The 16,211-nt window shown below is 67.6% G+C and carries 14 protein-coding genes; 6 read left to right on the top strand and 8 right to left on the bottom strand.

Features of this window, described 5'->3' with window-relative positions; genetic code table 11:
* Nucleotides 1-2 precede the first annotated feature (2 nt).
* Nucleotides 3-971 (bottom strand): PRC-barrel domain-containing protein, encoded by a 969-nt coding sequence (locus HN018_RS14715; protein ID WP_171833344.1) that lies wholly within the window; start codon nucleotides 969-971, stop codon nucleotides 3-5.
* 95 nt (nucleotides 972-1,066) lie between these two features.
* Here HN018_RS14715 and HN018_RS14720 point away from each other — a divergent pair, with 95 nt between their 5' ends.
* From HN018_RS14720 to HN018_RS14730, 3 genes are all read left to right on the top strand, one after another.
* A complete protein-coding gene (locus tag HN018_RS14720; protein ID WP_239478691.1) occupies nucleotides 1,067-1,837 on the top strand; it encodes an SDR family oxidoreductase in 771 nt (256 codons plus the stop codon).
* 86 nt (nucleotides 1,838-1,923) lie between these two features.
* Nucleotides 1,924-2,643 carry a response regulator gene (locus HN018_RS14725; protein ID WP_171833343.1) on the top strand — a complete coding sequence of 240 codons (720 nt, stop codon included), beginning with the start codon at nucleotides 1,924-1,926 and terminating at the stop codon, nucleotides 2,641-2,643.
* A 33-nt stretch (nucleotides 2,644-2,676) separates the two neighbouring features.
* A complete protein-coding gene (locus HN018_RS14730) occupies nucleotides 2,677-4,209 on the top strand; it encodes an ATP-binding protein (RefSeq protein WP_239478694.1) in 1,533 nt (510 codons plus the stop codon).
* Between the two features lie 6 nt (nucleotides 4,210-4,215).
* Here the strand turns inward: HN018_RS14730 and HN018_RS14735 are convergent, their stop codons facing one another.
* Entirely contained in the window at nucleotides 4,216-5,484 is a 1,269-nt protein-coding gene (locus HN018_RS14735) for an MFS transporter (protein WP_171833342.1), read from the bottom strand.
* Between the two features lie 260 nt (nucleotides 5,485-5,744).
* On the opposite strand from HN018_RS14735, the gene HN018_RS14740 reads away from it, so the two are divergent.
* Nucleotides 5,745-6,320, top strand: a complete 576-nt coding sequence (locus tag HN018_RS14740; protein WP_171833341.1) for a YqaA family protein — start codon at nucleotides 5,745-5,747, stop codon at nucleotides 6,318-6,320.
* Between the two features lie 276 nt (nucleotides 6,321-6,596).
* Here the strand turns inward: HN018_RS14740 and HN018_RS14745 are convergent, their stop codons facing one another.
* The 3 genes from HN018_RS14745 to HN018_RS14755 all read right to left on the bottom strand — a co-directional run bounded on the left by HN018_RS14745 (nucleotide 6,597) and on the right by HN018_RS14755 (nucleotide 9,740).
* On the bottom strand, nucleotides 6,597-6,998 hold the full coding sequence (locus HN018_RS14745; protein WP_171833340.1) for a hypothetical protein: 402 nt from the start codon (nucleotides 6,996-6,998) through the stop codon (nucleotides 6,597-6,599).
* A gap of 68 nt (nucleotides 6,999-7,066) precedes the next feature.
* The gene (locus HN018_RS14750; protein ID WP_171833339.1) at nucleotides 7,067-7,945 is read right to left on the bottom strand and encodes a 4-(cytidine 5'-diphospho)-2-C-methyl-D-erythritol kinase; all 879 of its coding nucleotides are present in this window, start codon (nucleotides 7,943-7,945) and stop codon (nucleotides 7,067-7,069) included.
* Nucleotides 7,946-7,955: 10 nt separating this feature from the next.
* Nucleotides 7,956-9,740, bottom strand: a complete 1,785-nt coding sequence (locus HN018_RS14755; RefSeq protein ID WP_171833338.1) for a tetratricopeptide repeat protein — start codon at nucleotides 9,738-9,740, stop codon at nucleotides 7,956-7,958.
* Here HN018_RS14755 and HN018_RS14760 point away from each other — a divergent pair.
* Nucleotides 9,735-10,691: a uracil-DNA glycosylase gene (locus tag HN018_RS14760; protein ID WP_239478696.1), complete on the top strand. Its 957-nt coding sequence runs from the start codon at nucleotides 9,735-9,737 to the stop codon at nucleotides 10,689-10,691. The genes HN018_RS14755 and HN018_RS14760 overlap by 6 nt on opposite strands.
* A gap of 227 nt (nucleotides 10,692-10,918) precedes the next feature.
* The gene (locus tag HN018_RS14765) at nucleotides 10,919-12,742 is read left to right on the top strand and encodes a lytic transglycosylase domain-containing protein (RefSeq protein WP_338033976.1); all 1,824 of its coding nucleotides are present in this window, start codon (nucleotides 10,919-10,921) and stop codon (nucleotides 12,740-12,742) included.
* A gap of 45 nt (nucleotides 12,743-12,787) precedes the next feature.
* Here the strand turns inward: HN018_RS14765 and HN018_RS14770 are convergent, their stop codons facing one another.
* From HN018_RS14770 to HN018_RS14780, 3 genes are all read right to left on the bottom strand, one after another.
* Complete coding sequence (locus HN018_RS14770) at nucleotides 12,788-14,521, bottom strand: peptide-N4-asparagine amidase (protein WP_171833336.1); 1,734 nt, start codon at nucleotides 14,519-14,521, stop codon at nucleotides 12,788-12,790.
* Between the two features lie 188 nt (nucleotides 14,522-14,709).
* Nucleotides 14,710-14,859, bottom strand: coding sequence for an AbrB/MazE/SpoVT family DNA-binding domain-containing protein (locus HN018_RS14775; RefSeq protein ID WP_171833335.1), 150 nt, complete (start codon nucleotides 14,857-14,859; stop codon nucleotides 14,710-14,712).
* Nucleotides 14,860-14,895: 36 nt separating this feature from the next.
* Entirely contained in the window at nucleotides 14,896-16,185 is a 1,290-nt protein-coding gene (locus HN018_RS14780; RefSeq protein WP_171833334.1) for a hemolysin family protein, read from the bottom strand.
* Nucleotides 16,186-16,211 lie beyond the last annotated feature (26 nt).

Genomic DNA, 16,211 nt, shown 5'->3' on the forward strand with positions numbered 1-16,211 from the left:
TCTCAGGGCTGCCCACCGGATGGACGCGCCGGCACGCTCGCCGTTCCCAGCGCCGGAAGCCGCACGACTGAACCCGGCGACGGCGGTGGAAGCGACGCAGGAACGGCGGGCGACCCCGTCGGCAGCGGCGGAGCGCCGGCAGCCGGAGCAACCGGCGGCGAGGTTGCTGGTGCCGACGCGTCCGGTGCCGGAACGACGGGCGCCTTGGCTACTGTCGAAGGCGCGCCTGCCGAGGCGGTGCCCGGTGGGGGCGCACCCGCCACGGCGGGCTTGGCCGGTGGCGGGCTTGCGGCCGCGGGAACGTGGGAAACCACGCCGGTCACGACCGTCACCTCGCCGGATTCTTCCGCCGATGGGGCGGATTTCACTTGCGCGTCGGTCAGGGACAAGCGGATCGGGTCGGTGCTCGCAGGCTTCGGAATATCGAACAGCGCCCACGCCACCACGATCTTGCGGTTGCCGACGCCCATGAAGCCGCCGACGTCCATCTCGAGTGCGGCAGGCTTGCCGTCCTCGCCCAGCAGCACGTCGATCACCCGGCCGACCTCGGTATCCGCGGGCCCATGCACGCTGCGGTCAAGCAGGCCGCCGAGCTTGAGCTTCATGGTCCGCAGGCTGGACGCGGCGGGCTCGGGCATCTGCTTCTGCGGCGGATGGAGGACCACGTCGCGCGCGATCGCATCGGCCCTGTCCCCTGCCTTTTCCGGTGGAACGACAGGCGGCGCCGCAATCGGAGGTACCGGCATGGCGGGCTTCACGACAGCCGGCGGGGCGGTCACCGGCGAACCCGGGACCGCGGGTCCTACCGCAGGCGCCGACACCGGCGCCGCGACCTGGGCAGCGACCGGAGCGGCGGCTGCAGCCGGTGCCGCATCATCGGCCAGGGCCGGTATGGCGATACCGAGCGAGACCGTGACCAGGAGTGACAGGACACGGCCGGGGCCTGCGCGGCTGGAACGTCTGACGGCCATCGTCTCTCCCTCGCGCACCATACGGTCCGCATGCAGTGGCGGCATCCCGTGGCCATCCCCGACGTTGCTCCCCGGCACACGTCGTGGAGCGCATCTTGGCACACCAAATTTCATCAGACGACCGGCCGGCCGGTCGGACGCGGACGGTGCTGGTGACAGGCTCCGCGCACGGGATCGGTGCCGGCATCGTCCGGCGTCTGCTGCGCGACGGCTGGACCGTCTACGGCCTGGATCGCGAGCCGCAAAATCCAGACATCGACGATACCGGCCGCTTCCGTCCGATCCAGGCGGACATCGCTGCGGAAGCCGATATTCTTGCAGCCTGCGCGCAGATCGGCCAGGAGGCCGGGCGCCTGCACGGGCTGGTCAGCAATGCCGGCATCATGATCCGCAAGCCCCTCGCCCAGCTGACCCTCGCGGACTGGACCCGAGTGCTGGCGACCAACCTCACCAGCCTGTTCCTGCTGGCTCGCGAGGCCAGTCCCCTGATGCAGGGCACGGTCGCCGACGGCACACATGACCAGGCGGCCATCGTATCCATCGCGTCGACCCGGGCGCACATGTCCGAGCCGGATACCGAGGCCTATGCCGCCGCCAAGGGCGGGCTGGTCGCCCTGTCCCATGCGCTGGCCGTCAGCCTCGGGCCGCGCATCAGGGTGAACTGCATCAGTCCCGGTTGGATCGACGTGGCGGATGAGGCGCTTCGCCCGGAAGATCACGCCCAGCACCCGGTCGGCCGCGTCGGCGTGCCGGAGGATATCGCCAGCCTGGCCGCGTGGCTGCTCGGTCCCGAAAGCGGGTTCGTCACCGGGGCGGAGTTCATCAGCGACGGCGGCATGACCAGGAAGATGGTCTATGCGACGTGACGCCCCTCCGGCGGCATGTCCACCTCTTGCAACCAATTGCAACGACCTCTGACGCTCGATCGAACCTCGGTATAGCTTGTCGTTACATGGAACAGCTTCCACACATCCTCATCGTCGACGACGACCGCGAAATCCGCGATCTTCTTGCCCGTTTCCTCGAGCGGAACCGCTTTCGCGTCACTGCCGCGCGTGACGGGCGCGAGGCGCGCCGGGCCTGGACCAACGGCCATTACCAGCTGGTGGTGCTCGACCTGATGCTGCCGGGAGAGAGCGGCCTCGACCTGGCGCGCTGGATGCGCGGCCAGGGCAACGTGCCGATCATCATGCTGACCGCGATGGGCGACGAGACCGACCGCATCATCGGGCTGGAGCTCGGCGCGGACGACTACCTGCCCAAGCCGTTCAATCCGCGCGAGCTGATGGCCCGGATGCGCGCCGTCATGCGACGCACCGCCGAGCGCGACGAGCGCAAGCCGGACAGCGAGTCGCGCGTCCTGCGCTTCGCCGGCTGGACCCTGGAGCCGTTGCGAAGGCGCCTGCTCAACCCGGATGGCGCGGAGGTGCCGCTGACCGGCGGCGAATACGAGCTGCTGGTGGCGCTGCTCGACCGCGCCAACCGGGTCCTGACCCGCGACATGCTGCTGGACCTGCTGCGCGGGCGGCAGGCCGGCCCGTTCGACCGCGCCATCGACGTCGCCATATCCCGCCTGCGCCGGAAGCTCGAGGATGACGGGCGCAACGCCCAGGTGATCAAGACCGTGCGCGGCGGCGGCTACGTGCTGGCGGCGGATGTCGAGCGGGTCTGAGATCGCCGGCTGGCCCGATAGGCGATCCACACCTTGACGTTCCGTTTTAGGATCCTGCCGCGCAGCCTTGCGGCACGTACGGCACTCGTCCTTCTCGCGGGCCTGGTGGTGGTCCAGGCCGTCGGCATGACGATCCACGCGCTGGACCGGATCGATTTCGCGCGTCTCAACAACGAGCGCGAGATCGGCAGTCAGGTCGTGATGATCTATCGCACCATCGCCGACGTCGATCCGCCCGGTCGGGACACCGAACTCCAGAAGCTCCACCTGCCGTCCGGCTTCCGTGCCTTCCTCACCACCGAACCCGTGCTGGGCCCGTTGCGGCCGGCGAACGGCCTGATGACGCGTGTCATGCGCCACCATCTCGAGGTCATGCCGATCCGGTCGCAGCGACGGCCGCTGCAGATCATCATCGCCAACAACCTGACGCCGGCGGACCCTCCGGACGATCCGGGCAACTTCGACCATGCCGATCGAGGTCCGGCCTCGATCCTGAAACCGGAGCTTCACCCGGGCCGGCTCTGGCGCGACATGGCGCCCGACGGGACTGGACATGATGGTCCGCCGGACAGGTTCGGCCCACGCGGAGCGGCGGGACTGCTCGGCTGGCATGGCCGTCGCTTTGCCATCGCGATGCAGTTACCCGACGATCAGCGCTGGCTGACCATCCGCTTCGTGATGCCGCTGGCCGACCCGTTCCTGTCACCGACACTGCCGATCGCCTTCATGGTGATGACCATCGCCACCGGACTCCTCAGCGTCTGGGCAGTCCGCCGCCTGACCGCGCCACTTCGCACCCTGGCGATCGCGGCGGAAAAACTGGGACGGGACGTCAATGCCGACCCGCTGCCCGAGAACGGCCCGACCGAGGTCGCGACCGCGGCTATCGCGTTCAACACCATGGCCAGCCGGATCCGGCGCTTCGTCACCGATCGCACGCTGCTGCTGACCGCGATCGGACATGACCTGCGCACGCCGATCACCCGGCTCAAGCTGCGGTCCGAATTCATCGAGGACGAGGAACTGCAGGCCAAGTTCCTGGCCGATCTCGACGAACTCGAAGCCATGGTCTCGGCGACCCTGGCGTTCGGCCGCGACAGCGCCGACCGCGAGCCGATGGTGCCGCTGGACCTCAAGGCGCTGCTGAGCACGGTCCTCGACGATGCGGTCGATGGGCGGCCGCAGATCGCCGATAGCGTCGGGTTCGCAGTCCCGCCACCTTCGGTCACCGTCCAGGCGCGGTCGCTCGGCCTGAAGCGGGCGCTGGCCAACCTGGTCGGCAATGCGATCGTCTATGGTGGTGGCGTGCAGGTGACGCTGCTGCGGCCCGAACATGGGCATGTCGTGATCCTGGTCGAGGATGACGGCCCGGGGATTGCCGCCGGACAACTCGAGCGGGTGTTCGAGCCATTCGTCCGGATCGAGACGAGCCGCAATCGCGAAACTGGCGGAACCGGGCTGGGGCTGTCGATCGCGCGCAACATCGTGCGTGGCCAGGGCGGCGACATCACGCTGGCCAATCGCGCGCCGCATGGGCTGCGCGCGACGGTGACCCTCGTGGCGTAGGACGTTCTAGGCGATCGGCTCCAGGCGACCCAGCACGACGACGTAGGAGACGATACCGACCAGCAGGACGATCCCGGCAATCAGGAAACTCGTCGTGTAGGACCCGGAATAGGCGACGGCATAGCCGGTCGCCACCGGTGCGACGACTCCCATCAGGTTGTTGAAGAAGTTCATGATGCTGCCGATCGTTGCGGTGCCGCCCTGCGGTGCGATCAACGACGGGATCGACCATCCCACAGGCGCCGCTGCCGCGAGCCCGCTCAGTGCGATCGAAATCCAGACGATCGCCCACATCGGATCGCGTGTCAGCGTTGCCCCGAACACTGCCAGGCCGAGCAGCATCCCGCCGACCAGTACGCTCTTGCGCACCACGGTCTCGTCGTGGCCGCCGGCGATCAACCGGTCGATCAGCCAGCCGCCGACGATCAGATCGGATATCGTGGCGCATGCCCAGGGGATCGCCGCGAAGCCGGAGGATTTCAGGATGCCCATGTGCATGGTCTGCACCAGGTAGTTCGGCAGCCAGGTCAGGAACAGGTAGAAGGAATATCCGTAGGCCGAGAAGCCGATAGTCAGGCCCCAGACCTTGCGATTGCGCAACAGGCTGCCGAGAAGCCTGATCTCGCCACCGGGCGCCGGACCCTCGGGCGTCGCACCGCCTGTAATGATGTAGTCGTGCTCGACAGGTGTCAGCAGCCGATCCTCGCTGGGGTCGCGATAGATGATCAGGAACGCAAGGAAATAGAGCAGGCTCAGGACGCCGGTGATCACGAACCCCCAGCGCCAGCCGAGCGTCACCACAGCCAGCCCGACCAAGGGCACGCCGATCACGTTCGAGAACTTGGCTGCGGCATCGAATATCGCCGTCGCGAGCGCGCGTTCCTGGCGCGGAAACCAGTATCCCGTCGCCTTGGCGCTGGCCGGAAAGCCGGGCGCCTCGGCGATCCCGAGCAGGATGCGGGCTGCCATGATGCCGCCGAACCCGCTGACGAAGGCGGTGCCGAACGAGGCGATCGCCCACAGCAGAGTACTGATGCGGTTAACCCGTTTCACACCGTACCGGTCCAGCACCAGGCCGACCGGGATCTGCAGCAATGCATAGGACCAGAAGAACCCGCTGAGCAGCCAGCCGATCTGGATCGGGCTGAGATGGAATTCCGTCTGCAGTTGCGGCGAGGCGACCGACAGGCTGATACGGTCGAAATAATTGACCAGGACACCGGAGCCGAGCAGCAGACCGATCGTCCAGCGGCGCCGGGGAATACTTTGAGTCACCAGGGTCTCCACTACAGCTTGCTCTATGGACCCCCTCGCAGCCGATTATTCAAGGCTTCGCGCTGATCCTGTTCCTCCCGCCCTGGTAGGCCGACCCAGGATCCGAACATTGCGGACACCGATCGCGGCTGCCCGAAGCCATCAGCCCCGACGGTGAGCGGATACGGGCGGGTGCATCGCCTGATCCGGATCGTTGCAAGCGCTGGCCTTCCTGTTTCCGACCCGCTATCTGCTGCACAGTTCGTTCTGGAAGCTGTCCCATGCTCAAGCGGCTTTATGCACGCATCCTGGCTCTCTCCGCGACGCCGGCGGCGCCATTCTGGCTGGCCGCAATCGCCGTGGCCGAGGGCAGCTTCTTTCCGGTACCGCCCGACCTGCTGCTAATCCCGATGGTGCTGGCGCGACGCGACCGCGCATGGGTTCTGGCTGCGATTTGCACGCTCGCCAGCTTGTGCGGCGGTGCGATCGGCTGGGTGATCGGTGCCGAAATGATCCAGTTGGCGACACGGCTGATCCATTTCTATCATGCCGAGCATGCGCTGGAAGTGTATCGGCTGCGCTTCGCCCAATACGGTTTCTACGTGATCCTGCTGAAGGGTCTGACGCCGATCCCATACAAGATCATCGCGATCGCCGCCGGTGCGGCACATTACAGCCTGCCGCTGTTCCTGCTTGCGAGCCTGATCACCCGCGGTTTCCGGTTCTTCCTGGTGGCCGGATTGTTGCGTCAGTTCGGCGCACCGATCCAGGACTTTATCGAGCGGCGGCTGACGCTGCTGGCACTGGCATTCGCGGTTCTGATCGTTGTCGGTGTTCTTGTTGCCTTGCGCGTGTAGCCTAAGCAGCCATGCGATCAAGTTCCGATTTCGAAACATAGATCGCCACCAGCCGGGGTTGTGGCGAGGAACCGGAATGCGGCGTCCAGTCGGCTCCGAATAGCGCAGCAGCGATAGAGCGCCAGCCATGCATGATGGCGATGGCGGCCGGCGAACGTCGCGTCGATGGTAGGCACCTGACGCACGGTCCGATGGTTCGCGCCTTCACATCGTCAGTGTATCGGACGCCACCGGCAACGCGAGGCTGCCGGCAGCGCTGGATCAGCGGGGTGCGGTCTAGCTCGGCTTGCCGGGCGCCCGCTCGCTGGTGTGTACCATGCCCATATGCACGGTGAGTGCGCGGACCACTTTCTCGATGTCGCTCGGCGGCAGCACGAAGCCGACCGGCCCGAATGCCGGGTGCTGGAACGCGATGATCGAACCCTCGGTCAGCGCTTCGGGCTGCACGGTCCACTTGGTCTTGTAGATCGGCGTGAAGGACGCGCCTTCCATCGGCGGAACCGCGCGCTTGTCCTGCATGGCCGCCCGCGCCTGGCCGAGCGTCGCAATCAGCTGGCTGATCTGCTCGAGCGTCAGCGGGATCTCGCCTTCGAGGCCGCTCTCCGGAAGCAGGGTCAAGGTCGCCTGCCGACGATCGTCGGAGACTGCCACCTGCAGCCGTGCCGCACGAACGGTCATGTGTTTCTCCTGGTATGCAACTGCCCCACCCTACAGGATCGCGACCCGGCCCCACCATGAAACCATCGTCAGGTTCCGGCCAGTGGTCCGCCCCACACCCACCAGCCCGGGCGAGCCAGCGCCCGCGCCGCATCCAGCGCTTCGTGTTCCGCAGTGAACAGGCCGAAACAGGTGGCGCCCGAGCCGCTCATGCGGGCGAGCCTGCAGCCGGATTGCGCGACGATCGCCGCCAGCACCTCGACGATCGGCGGACATAAAGCCATCGCGGCAGGCTCGAGATCGTTGGCGAGCCGGGTGAGGTCGTCCGCCATGGCGCCCAGATCGGTCCAGCCGGCAGGGAGGTCGGCCGGTGCCCTGAACCCGGGCGCGCGCGCCCTGAACACGGCGGGGGTCGACACCGCGACGCCGCAATTCACCAGCACCATGAAGCAATCCGGCAGCACCGGCGCCGGCCGCAGTTCCTCGCCGATCCCGCCCATCCGCGCCGCACGCTGCGGCAGGCAGACCGGAACGTCGGCACCGAGTGTGGCGGCCAGGCCGGCCAGCCTCGCCTCATCGACGCCATCGGCGTTCCACAGCCGACGCAGCAGGCGCAGTGCCGCCGCCGCATCGGCGGAGCCGCCGCCGATCCCCGAGGCGATCGGCAGGGTCTTTTCCAGCCGGATCGCGGCACCGGCCCCGTGCCCGGCCTCGGCCTGGAGCAGCCGCGCCGCGCGCATCACCAGGTTGGCGGCGGTATCCTCGTCGCGGAGCCCCGCGGCAAACGGGCCAGTCAGGCCAAGCGACAGGGCCTGCGCCGGTTCCGCGGTCAGCACGTCGTGCGCGCCGGCGAATACCGCCAGGCTGTCGAGCCGGTGGTAGCCATCGTCCCGCCGGCCGACGACATGCAGATAGAGATTGATCTTGGCGTGCGCCCGCTCGAGGAGCGGCCTCTCCTGACCGGTCATGAACGATTGGTCAGCGATGCGGCTTGACGGCGGGTTCCGGCGACGCGAGCCCCAGGTCGGCCTTCTTCAGCGCGTCGCGGATTTTCGCCGCATCCTCCGGCTCCGGATGCAGCACCAGCGCCCAGCGCCATTGATCCTCGGCCTCCACCCGGCGTCCGGCTGCCCAATAGGCAGCGCCCAGGTGATAATTCACCGTCGGATCCTCGGGGATCTGTTCGGCCGCGCGCTCGAGCGTGGTCACGGCACCCGGCACGTCGTCCTGGCGCAGCATCACCCAGCCCAGGCTGTCGCGGATCGAGCCGTCATCCGGCTTGCTGTCGAGGGCCCGCTGGATAAGCTGCCGGGCCTGCTTCAGGTCCTGATGGCGCTCGACCAGGCTGTAGCCGAGATAATTCAGGATGTACGGCTCGGCCGGCGCCAGTGCCAGCGCGTGTTCGAGGTCCGCCTGTGCACGCGGCCACTGGTTCTGGCGGTCGAACGCCACCGCGCGGGAGAACAGCAACTGCCAGTCGTTGCCGGCGAGCGCCTTGCCGGTCAGCGCCTGGCGGTCGGCGATCGCCGTGTCGTAGGCGACCACGGCTGGACCATAAAGCTTGCTGTCCGACAGCACGTCTCCGAGCGACTGCGCCGGCTCGGGACGTTTCGGGTATGCCTTCACCAGCGCCTCCAGCCTGGTCCGGCTTTCGGCCCGCCGGCCCGTTACGGCCAGCAGCGTGGCGGTTCGCAGATCGACCAGCGGCGCCAGCGGATCGGCCGCACCGACATTCGCCAGCGCATCGATCGCCGCATTGGCGTGGTCCGGTGCCAGCAGCTCCGCCAGCATGAGCTTGGCCGCGGTCAGGTCGGGCTGCAGGTCCAGCGCGAACCGCAGGATGAAGGCGGTCGCCTCCTTGGCCCCGGGTCCCTGCTCCTGCAGGATCGAGGCGATTGCGAGATAGGCGCGTGCCAACCCCTGGCGGGGGCTGGCGACCACCGGGTTGCCGAGCGAGGCGACGATCCCCGGCTCGACCATCCCGAGCACGCTGATCTGCTGCGAAAGGTCATGCACCATGGCCTGCGCCTCGACGGCGTGGCCGTTGCGCACCAGGAAGCTGCCCAGCGCCTGCACCAGCGCGAGGTTCGCACCCGGGAACACCGCCTGCGCGGTGCGATAGAGGTTCGATGCGGCTTCCTTGCGGCCGGCCAAGTCGGCGATCATCGCCGCCTGCAAGGCGGCTGCGCTGGCAAGCGGTCCGGCGCTCGCGACTCCGGATAGGGTGGCCAGGGCAAGATCGGTGTGGCCGGCGCCCTGCTGCGCCCAGGCGAGCAGGAGCGGCCGAATGGCATCGTTCAGCGGCGACGGGGGCAGTGTGGAGAACTCCCGCGAGGCTACATCCCAGTCGCCGCGCATCGCCGCATCGTTGCCAAGGACCAGCTGCGCGATCAGGCTCGGCTCGACCCGCGACGCCAGTTGCGGCGCCTGCGGCCGCCCAGCCAGTGCGGAGAACAGGAACGCCGGCTGCAGCAGCAACGGTTCGCCCGGATCATGCGCCAGGGCGTCCAGCAGCAGGTCGGCCGCCGTCGCGCTGTCGCCCAGATGACCGGCGACCGTGCCGGCGAGATAGGAGCCGAGCGCCTGCTCCCGCCGGTGAGCTCCCGACGTGCCCGGCACCGAACCCGATGCGGTTGCACCGGGATCGGCCTTCGCCCGATCCGCGACAATGGCGGGTGATGCCGGCGCCGGATCAGCGATCGCGGTCGACAGGAGGAGGGGCCCGACAAACAGGGCGGTGCGCACGGCGAGCGGGAGTTGCATAATAGCCCCAAGCTAGCGCGCGACGGCATCTGCGCCAACCACGCACGACTGCAACAGGGAGGACCGGGATTGGATGCACTGGCACTTCTGAAGCTGCAGATCGAATGGGGCGCGGACGAAGCACTCGAACCTGATCCGATCGACCGGCTGGCCGCCCACCGGCTTCGCGCTCAGCCTGCCGGGCCTGGCGATTCGCAACCGCCGGTGTCCGTGATCGTGGGACCTGCCCCTCTCGCTCGACGGGCGGTGCCGGTGCCGGCTGCTCCCGTGGCACCGGCAGCCAGGAACGCGCAGGTCGCGCTGGCGCGCAAAGTCGCCAACGCGGCAGGGGATATCCCGGCACTGCGCGCGGCGATCGCGAGTTTCGAGGGCTGCAGCCTTCGCGATACCGCGACACACCTGGTCTTCGCCGAGGGCGATGCGTCCAGCGGACTGGTGATCGTCGGTGAAGTGCCGAACGCCGAGGAGGACCGCGCCGGCCATCCGTTCGCCGGCCGTCCGGGCCAGTTGCTCGACCGCATGCTCGACAGCATCGGGCTCGATCGCGCCGGGGTGCTGCTGGTGCCGTTGATCCCGTGGCGGCCACCGGGCGACCGGCCGCCGAGTGACCTCGAGCTCGCGATCTGCAAGCCGTTCCTGGACCGCCTGCTTGTACTGGCGCGGCCGAACCGGCTGCTGCTGATGGGAAGCCGGCCAGCCAAGCTGCTGGCGAACACCACCATCCGTGCAAACGCCGGCTGGCAGGATATTGCGGCGGCCGGCCCGGACGCTGGCCCCATTCCGATGCTGGCGATGCGTCACCCGAGCTACCTGCTGAGCCATCCGACGGCCCGTCGCGACAGCTGGACCGCGCTCCTGCTCTTGAGACGAACGCTCGACCGGAATCTAAAAAAAGAGCAACTCTCAGATCAAAGTTGCGTGTCGCATTTGGCGGAAAACAGCCAATCCTAAGCTTTAATCAACGGGTTACGCAACGAGTCCAGGCCTGTTGAGGTTGCGCCGCGGGTTCCGGCGGCCTAGAGCCCCCCACCATGCGAGGGTTCACTCTATCCCCCACATTGGCGGCACGGGCCTTCATGGCCAGCGCCGCCCTCCTGGCAGGAGCCGCAATCGCACCCGTGCGCGCGCAGTCTCCCGGACAGCGATCCGGCTCCCCTGCTCCTGCGGAAGAGACCGCCATGGCCGTTCCACGGCTGGCGCTTCCGACCGGCGGACGCGACGGTGGCGGCACCGACGGCGTGGTCATGCTGCCGCATCCGCTGGAAGCCGGCACCGCCGCGCGCATCCGGCATATCTTCACGCTCCAGCGACAAGGCGAGATACCAGCTGCGATCGTCGAGACCGCCCGTCTCGACGACAACACTCTGCTCGGCGACCTGCTGGCCGACCGTTATCTCGGCCCGGACGCAAAGCCCCTCCCGAGCCAGCTTCACCTCTGGCTCAAGACATTCTCCGATCTCCCGGATGCTCCGGCGATCTCCCGGCTGCTCGCCAGCGTCAGCGCGCACGGAACGAGAGCGACCCCGGTGCCGGCCACGCCGACCCTGGCTACTGGGTTACCGAGTGCCGCCGAGGAAGCCGATCCGGCGATCCGCGCCTTCAGGCGCAACGAAGCCTTGGACCGCAGCGTCCAGGCGCACCTGGGTGACGGGCCGGACGGTGCCGCCATTGCCCTGAAGCTGATCGCCGGCAACCGGCATCTCGATCCACTTTACGCCTCCCAGCTTCATGCCGAAATCGCGCTCCGCTTGTTCACCGAAGGTGAGGACGACCTGGCTCTCCAGGTTGGGCAGGCTGCCTTCTCCTTGTCCGGCGGCCGCATCGGCCTGGCCGGATACGTCGCAGGCCTGGCCGCATGGCGCGGTGGGGAACTTGACGCCGCCGAAGCCCTGTTCGAGGCATCCTCGCGCGCGGACCTGACCCCGTCCAGTGTCCGGGCCGGCGCCGCGTTCTGGGCCGCACGAACCCATCTGCGTTTCGGCGATGTCTCTGTCTACCGGCCGTGGCTGGAACGGGCTGCCGCCGCGCCGCGGACTTTCTACGGAATGCTCGCCCTGCGCCTGCTCGGCCGCCAGGACGACACCCCGGACCGGCAGCATGCGCCGGCAATGCGACTGGTCAGCCTGAGCGGCGCTTCCGGACCATCCGGCGACGATGCGCCCGAAGCCTCCAGCAACGACCGCTCAACCCGTGCCGGCCTGCGTACGCTTTCGGAAATCGACGTCGATGCCGTCGCCGCCACCCCAGCCGGTCGCCGTGCGTTCGCCCTGCTCCAGGTTGGCGAGACCGATCGGGCGGAGGCGAGCCTGCGTCATTTGTGGCCGACTGTACAGCCCGACCTGGCGTTGTGCAGGTCGATCCAACTCGTATCCGAAGCCGCCGGACTGAAGTCCCTCTCCGCCCAGCTTGCCGGCATCCTGCAGGACCGTGACGGTCAGCCGCCGGACGAGGCGCATTTCCCGATGCCGCGGCTATCGCCTCATCATGGCTTCACCATGAACCCCGCGCTGGTCTATGCGCTCACCCGGCTCGAATCGAACTTCAACCCCGGCGCCGTATCCGGTGGCGGCGCGCATGGGCTGATGCAGTTGATGCCGACCACGGCCGGGTTCGTCGTCGGCCATCCGGACCGGTTCACCGACAGCGCATCTGCCTTGCATGACCCGGCTCTCAACCTCGAGATCGGGCAACGTTACCTCACCTACCTGTCCGATCAGGTCGGGGTGGATGGCGACCTGGTGAAACTGTTCGCCAGCTACAATGCCGGGCCCGGCGCCGTCCTTCGATGGGAAGGCCTGAGCGACGGCTCCGACGACCCGCTGCTGTTCATCGAGAGCCTGCCGTCGGACGAGACGGGCGACTATGTTCGCCGTGCGTTTACCTATCTCTGGATCTACGCCAGGCGTCTCGACCTGCCGTCACCGTCCCTCGCGTCGCTGGCCGCCGGCCAGTGGCCGAAATTCGCAGACGAACAGGCGCTCCGGCCGGGTGCACTCCACTAGCCGACAGTCCCGGCAGACGGTGCCGGCACTGTCGCTGGCGATTTGTCAGCGAGCAGGCGGTGTCAGCACGCTTCCGTTTTGACGTGGCAGACGTCCGCCGGGATCGCAGTCGTTCGTGTTCGTCATCGTCGACAGCACGCTGTCTGTCGCGGTTTCCGTGCGGGTGATGCATCCGGTTTTCGTATCCCCCGACAGATATCTGGCGCTGCTGCTGCCTGAATGAGCCGTCACCGCGCCCGCGGCGTTGAAGGAGAGCAGGTCGCTCGGGCTTACCGTTTCGCTGATCGCACTCGCCGTGACGGGGATGCCGTTCCCCAGCGTCAGACGTCCGGACTCGAGCGCCTGGGTCACCGTGGTCGCCTGCGTCGCGCTGCCATCGGCCGCCACCAGATACCGGAAATGCACATCCAGCGGATAGGATGACGCGCGCGCCACGACGCTACTGCCGGACCCAGTCTTGGTCGTTACCGTGGTGACGGTATCGGTCCGCTGCAGGATCGCCTGGTCATCCAGCAGATCGGTCACGTCGAAGGTCTGCGCGTTCGAGAACCGGCCGGTCTGTTCCACCGTCGTCACCACCGGTCCGTGCGATGTGAGCAGATACCCGCTGATCGCATAGTCATGCGTGGAGCCCGTGGTGATCGTGCCTTTCGACTCGCCGTTCGTCGTAACGACGCCGTTCGTCACCACCGGGCTCGCAGCGCCGAGCGTGTTCCGGGTGACGGCGCCACGCAGGTTGCTGCCGTGATGATCGAGCGTGAGATAGAGCGTCCCGGTGACCGAGAAGCGGTTGTCGGCGCCGGTGACCGAGAGCGAAACGGTGTGCGGCCTGCCGTCGTCCACGACACCGGCAAATGGCGTCAGGTCGACGCTGGTCGGGTGGAACGCCAGCGTCTGCACCCCCGGTATCGGCTGCCAGAGGTACGGATCGATCCCGCCGGTATAGATCCACGGATAGACCGGAGCCACGCCGGCCTTTACGCCGTCTATCGAGATCAGGCCTTCGCGGAATGCGCCGCCGCCGCATGTTTCGAGCGGGCCGGACAGCGCATCGGGCACGCAGGTGTACCAGAATTCATCGCCGCCCTGGCTCTGTAGCAGGACGTCGATACGCGCCTTCTCCACGTTCGACGGGAGTATCCCGGTCCGCGACAGCGACTGCGTTTCGTCGGCGAGATCGGTGGTGCCCTGGCTGGGATCGTTATTCAGCGGAATGACCAGGTCCGGGGTTTCGGGAGCCGGATCGGCCTTCGTCGCGGGGTAGAACAGCAGGGTCGAACTCGCCGTGATGGCGCTGGTATAGACGCTGGTCTGGTAGTTCGCGATCAGCACATGGCCGGACTGGGCGGTTCTCAACAGGGCAGTGTCGTCGGTCAGGTCGCGCTCGACATGCCAGGCCGGTGCCAGCGTGGACCGTGGCTCGGACGTCGTACCGAACAGGACGTTGACGCCGCCGATGAACATCGAGGCGGTCCTGTCGAACTGCCGTCCGGCGGTCACCGAGATATCCGCGGTCAGCACCACCTTGGCCCACGGTCCCGGACACGCGGCAGGCGGCGCATACGCAAAAGACACCGTGTCGGCCCCGAAGGTCGCGTTGCTGAACAGCCGGACCGCACATGGGGTCCCGGCCGGACGCGTAATAGCCGGCTCGATCGGAGCCGGACTGCCGGTGCCGACCATCGGGGCGGCCTTTGCCGGGACGCTGCCTGCGGGGCAGCTGCTACCGAGAATCGTGCCGAGCATGATGGAGCCGAGCGAGCGAGATCCGAGACGCATGGTTGGCTTCTTGTTTATGTTGCTGAATTATTCGTGCACAAGCCGGGCCAATACTCCACCTGTCGATATGCCGCCGGCCATCACGCTTCAGGAAGCTAGACGGGCCCACCAAGCGCCAGAAGCTCGTGGTCGGGTAGCACAGGCGCATGCCGACCCGCTCGCTGTCCGCTTTCGGCACGTGACCACTATCACCAGGCTTCCTGACCGACGTGCGCTCCCACGTCGATCGTGTCGTGACGGTTCTGGTCGGTGATCGCATCGATCGACGCGGCAGGAGAGTATTCAGCCTGCTGGATCGGCTCGATGATGAGCCGCCCATGCTTCTCATGCACGTTCACAGGATCATCCAGGGGCGTTGACACTGTAGAGACAAGTCAGTTTTCGGCGAGCGCCTGGCGGCTGGCACGAACCTTGTGCACGCGGCGGCCGTCCATCTCCAGAACCTCGAACAGCCAGCCCGAGAACGCGATCTTGTCGCCGAGCGCCGGAACGCGTCGCAGCAGGGCGAGGATAAGACCGCCGAGGGTGTGGTAGCTCCCCTCCGCCGGCAGGTCGACCAGGCCGAGCCGATCCTTGATCTCGTCGGCTGGCGAGGCACCGTCCAGGGTCAGCACCCCGTGGGTCACGGTATGGCTTTGCGGCGTCGTACCTGCCTCCTGCTGTTCTCCGACGATCGCCTCGAACACGTCCGCCGCCGTGACCACGCCTTCGAAGCTGCCGTACTCGTCCAGCACCAGCACCATGCCGAGCGGATGCGAGCGCAGCTGCTCCAGCACGTCGAACGCGTTGATCGTATCCGGCACCACCACCGGCGGCAGCATCACCGCCTCGATCGTCAGCTTGCCGCCGTCGAGCAGCAGGTCGAGCACGTCCTTGGCGCGGATCAGCCCGACCGGATTGTCGATATCGCCGTCGCACACCACCACGCGGGTATGGCCCGAGCTCTTGATGAAGGCACGCAGCGTCTCGGGGTCGGCACGGCGCTCGATCCAGACCAGCTCGTTGCGCGGAGTCATGATCGCCCTGACCGGACGGTCGGCAAGGCGCAGGAGCCGCTCGATCATGTTGCGCTCCTCGATCTCGAGCACGCCCGCCTGCGCGCCCTCGGCGATCAGGGCCTTGAGCTCCTCCTCGGTCACCGTCTGCCGCCCCATCGCGGTGACGCCGATCAGCCGGAGCACCAGGCTCGAGGACCGGCCCAGCAGCCACACCACCGGTCCTGCAGCGCGCGACAACAGCAATAGCGGCAGCGACAGCCGGGCGGCGATCAGTTCGGGATGGCGCAGGGCGAGCTGCTTGGGCACCAGCTCGCCGAGTACCAGCATCAGCGACGTGATGACGATCACGCACAATGTCAGCGCCAGCTCGTGCGCGAACGGGGCGAGTGCCGGAATACGGGCCAGCTTCGGCGCCAGGTCGGCGGCGATGCTGGCACCGCCGAACGTGCCTTCCAGGATGCTGACCAGGGTGATGCCGACCTGCACCGTCGGCAGGAAGCTCTGCGGATCGTCGGCCAGCAGCTTGGCGCGCTCGGCACCGGGAACGCCGCGCCTGACCAATACGGCGAGCCTGGCCCGGCGCGCCGAGATCAGGGCGAGTTCGCCCATTGCGAACACGCCGTTCAACAGCACCAGGAGAAGGATAACGACCATCGAGAGAATCATGGACGCATCTTAGACCAAGCAGCGGG

This window comes from Lichenicola cladoniae, assembly GCF_013201075.1.
GTDB lineage: Bacteria > Pseudomonadota > Alphaproteobacteria > Acetobacterales > Acetobacteraceae > Lichenicola > Lichenicola cladoniae.

Bases quoted from the DNA above. Each gene is read 5' to 3' on its own strand.
- HN018_RS14715 (WP_171833344.1), bottom strand. From the start codon at position 971: ATGGCCGTCAGACGTTCCAGCCGCGCAGGCCCCGGCCGTGTCCTGTCA.
- HN018_RS14725 (WP_171833343.1), top strand. From the start codon at position 1,924: ATGGAACAGCTTCCACACATCCTCATCGTCGACGACGACCGCGAAATC.
- HN018_RS14740 (WP_171833341.1), top strand. From the start codon at position 5,745: ATGCTCAAGCGGCTTTATGCACGCATCCTGGCTCTCTCCGCGACGCCG.
- HN018_RS14745 (WP_171833340.1), bottom strand. From the start codon at position 6,998: ATGACCGTTCGTGCGGCACGGCTGCAGGTGGCAGTCTCCGACGATCGT.
- HN018_RS14750 (WP_171833339.1), bottom strand. From the start codon at position 7,945: ATGACCGGTCAGGAGAGGCCGCTCCTCGAGCGGGCGCACGCCAAGATC.
- HN018_RS14755 (WP_171833338.1), bottom strand. From the start codon at position 9,740: ATGCAACTCCCGCTCGCCGTGCGCACCGCCCTGTTTGTCGGGCCCCTC.
- HN018_RS14765 (WP_338033976.1), top strand. From the start codon at position 10,919: ATGGCCGTTCCACGGCTGGCGCTTCCGACCGGCGGACGCGACGGTGGC.
- HN018_RS14770 (WP_171833336.1), bottom strand. From the start codon at position 14,521: ATGCGTCTCGGATCTCGCTCGCTCGGCTCCATCATGCTCGGCACGATT.
- HN018_RS14780 (WP_171833334.1), bottom strand. From the start codon at position 16,185: ATGATTCTCTCGATGGTCGTTATCCTTCTCCTGGTGCTGTTGAACGGC.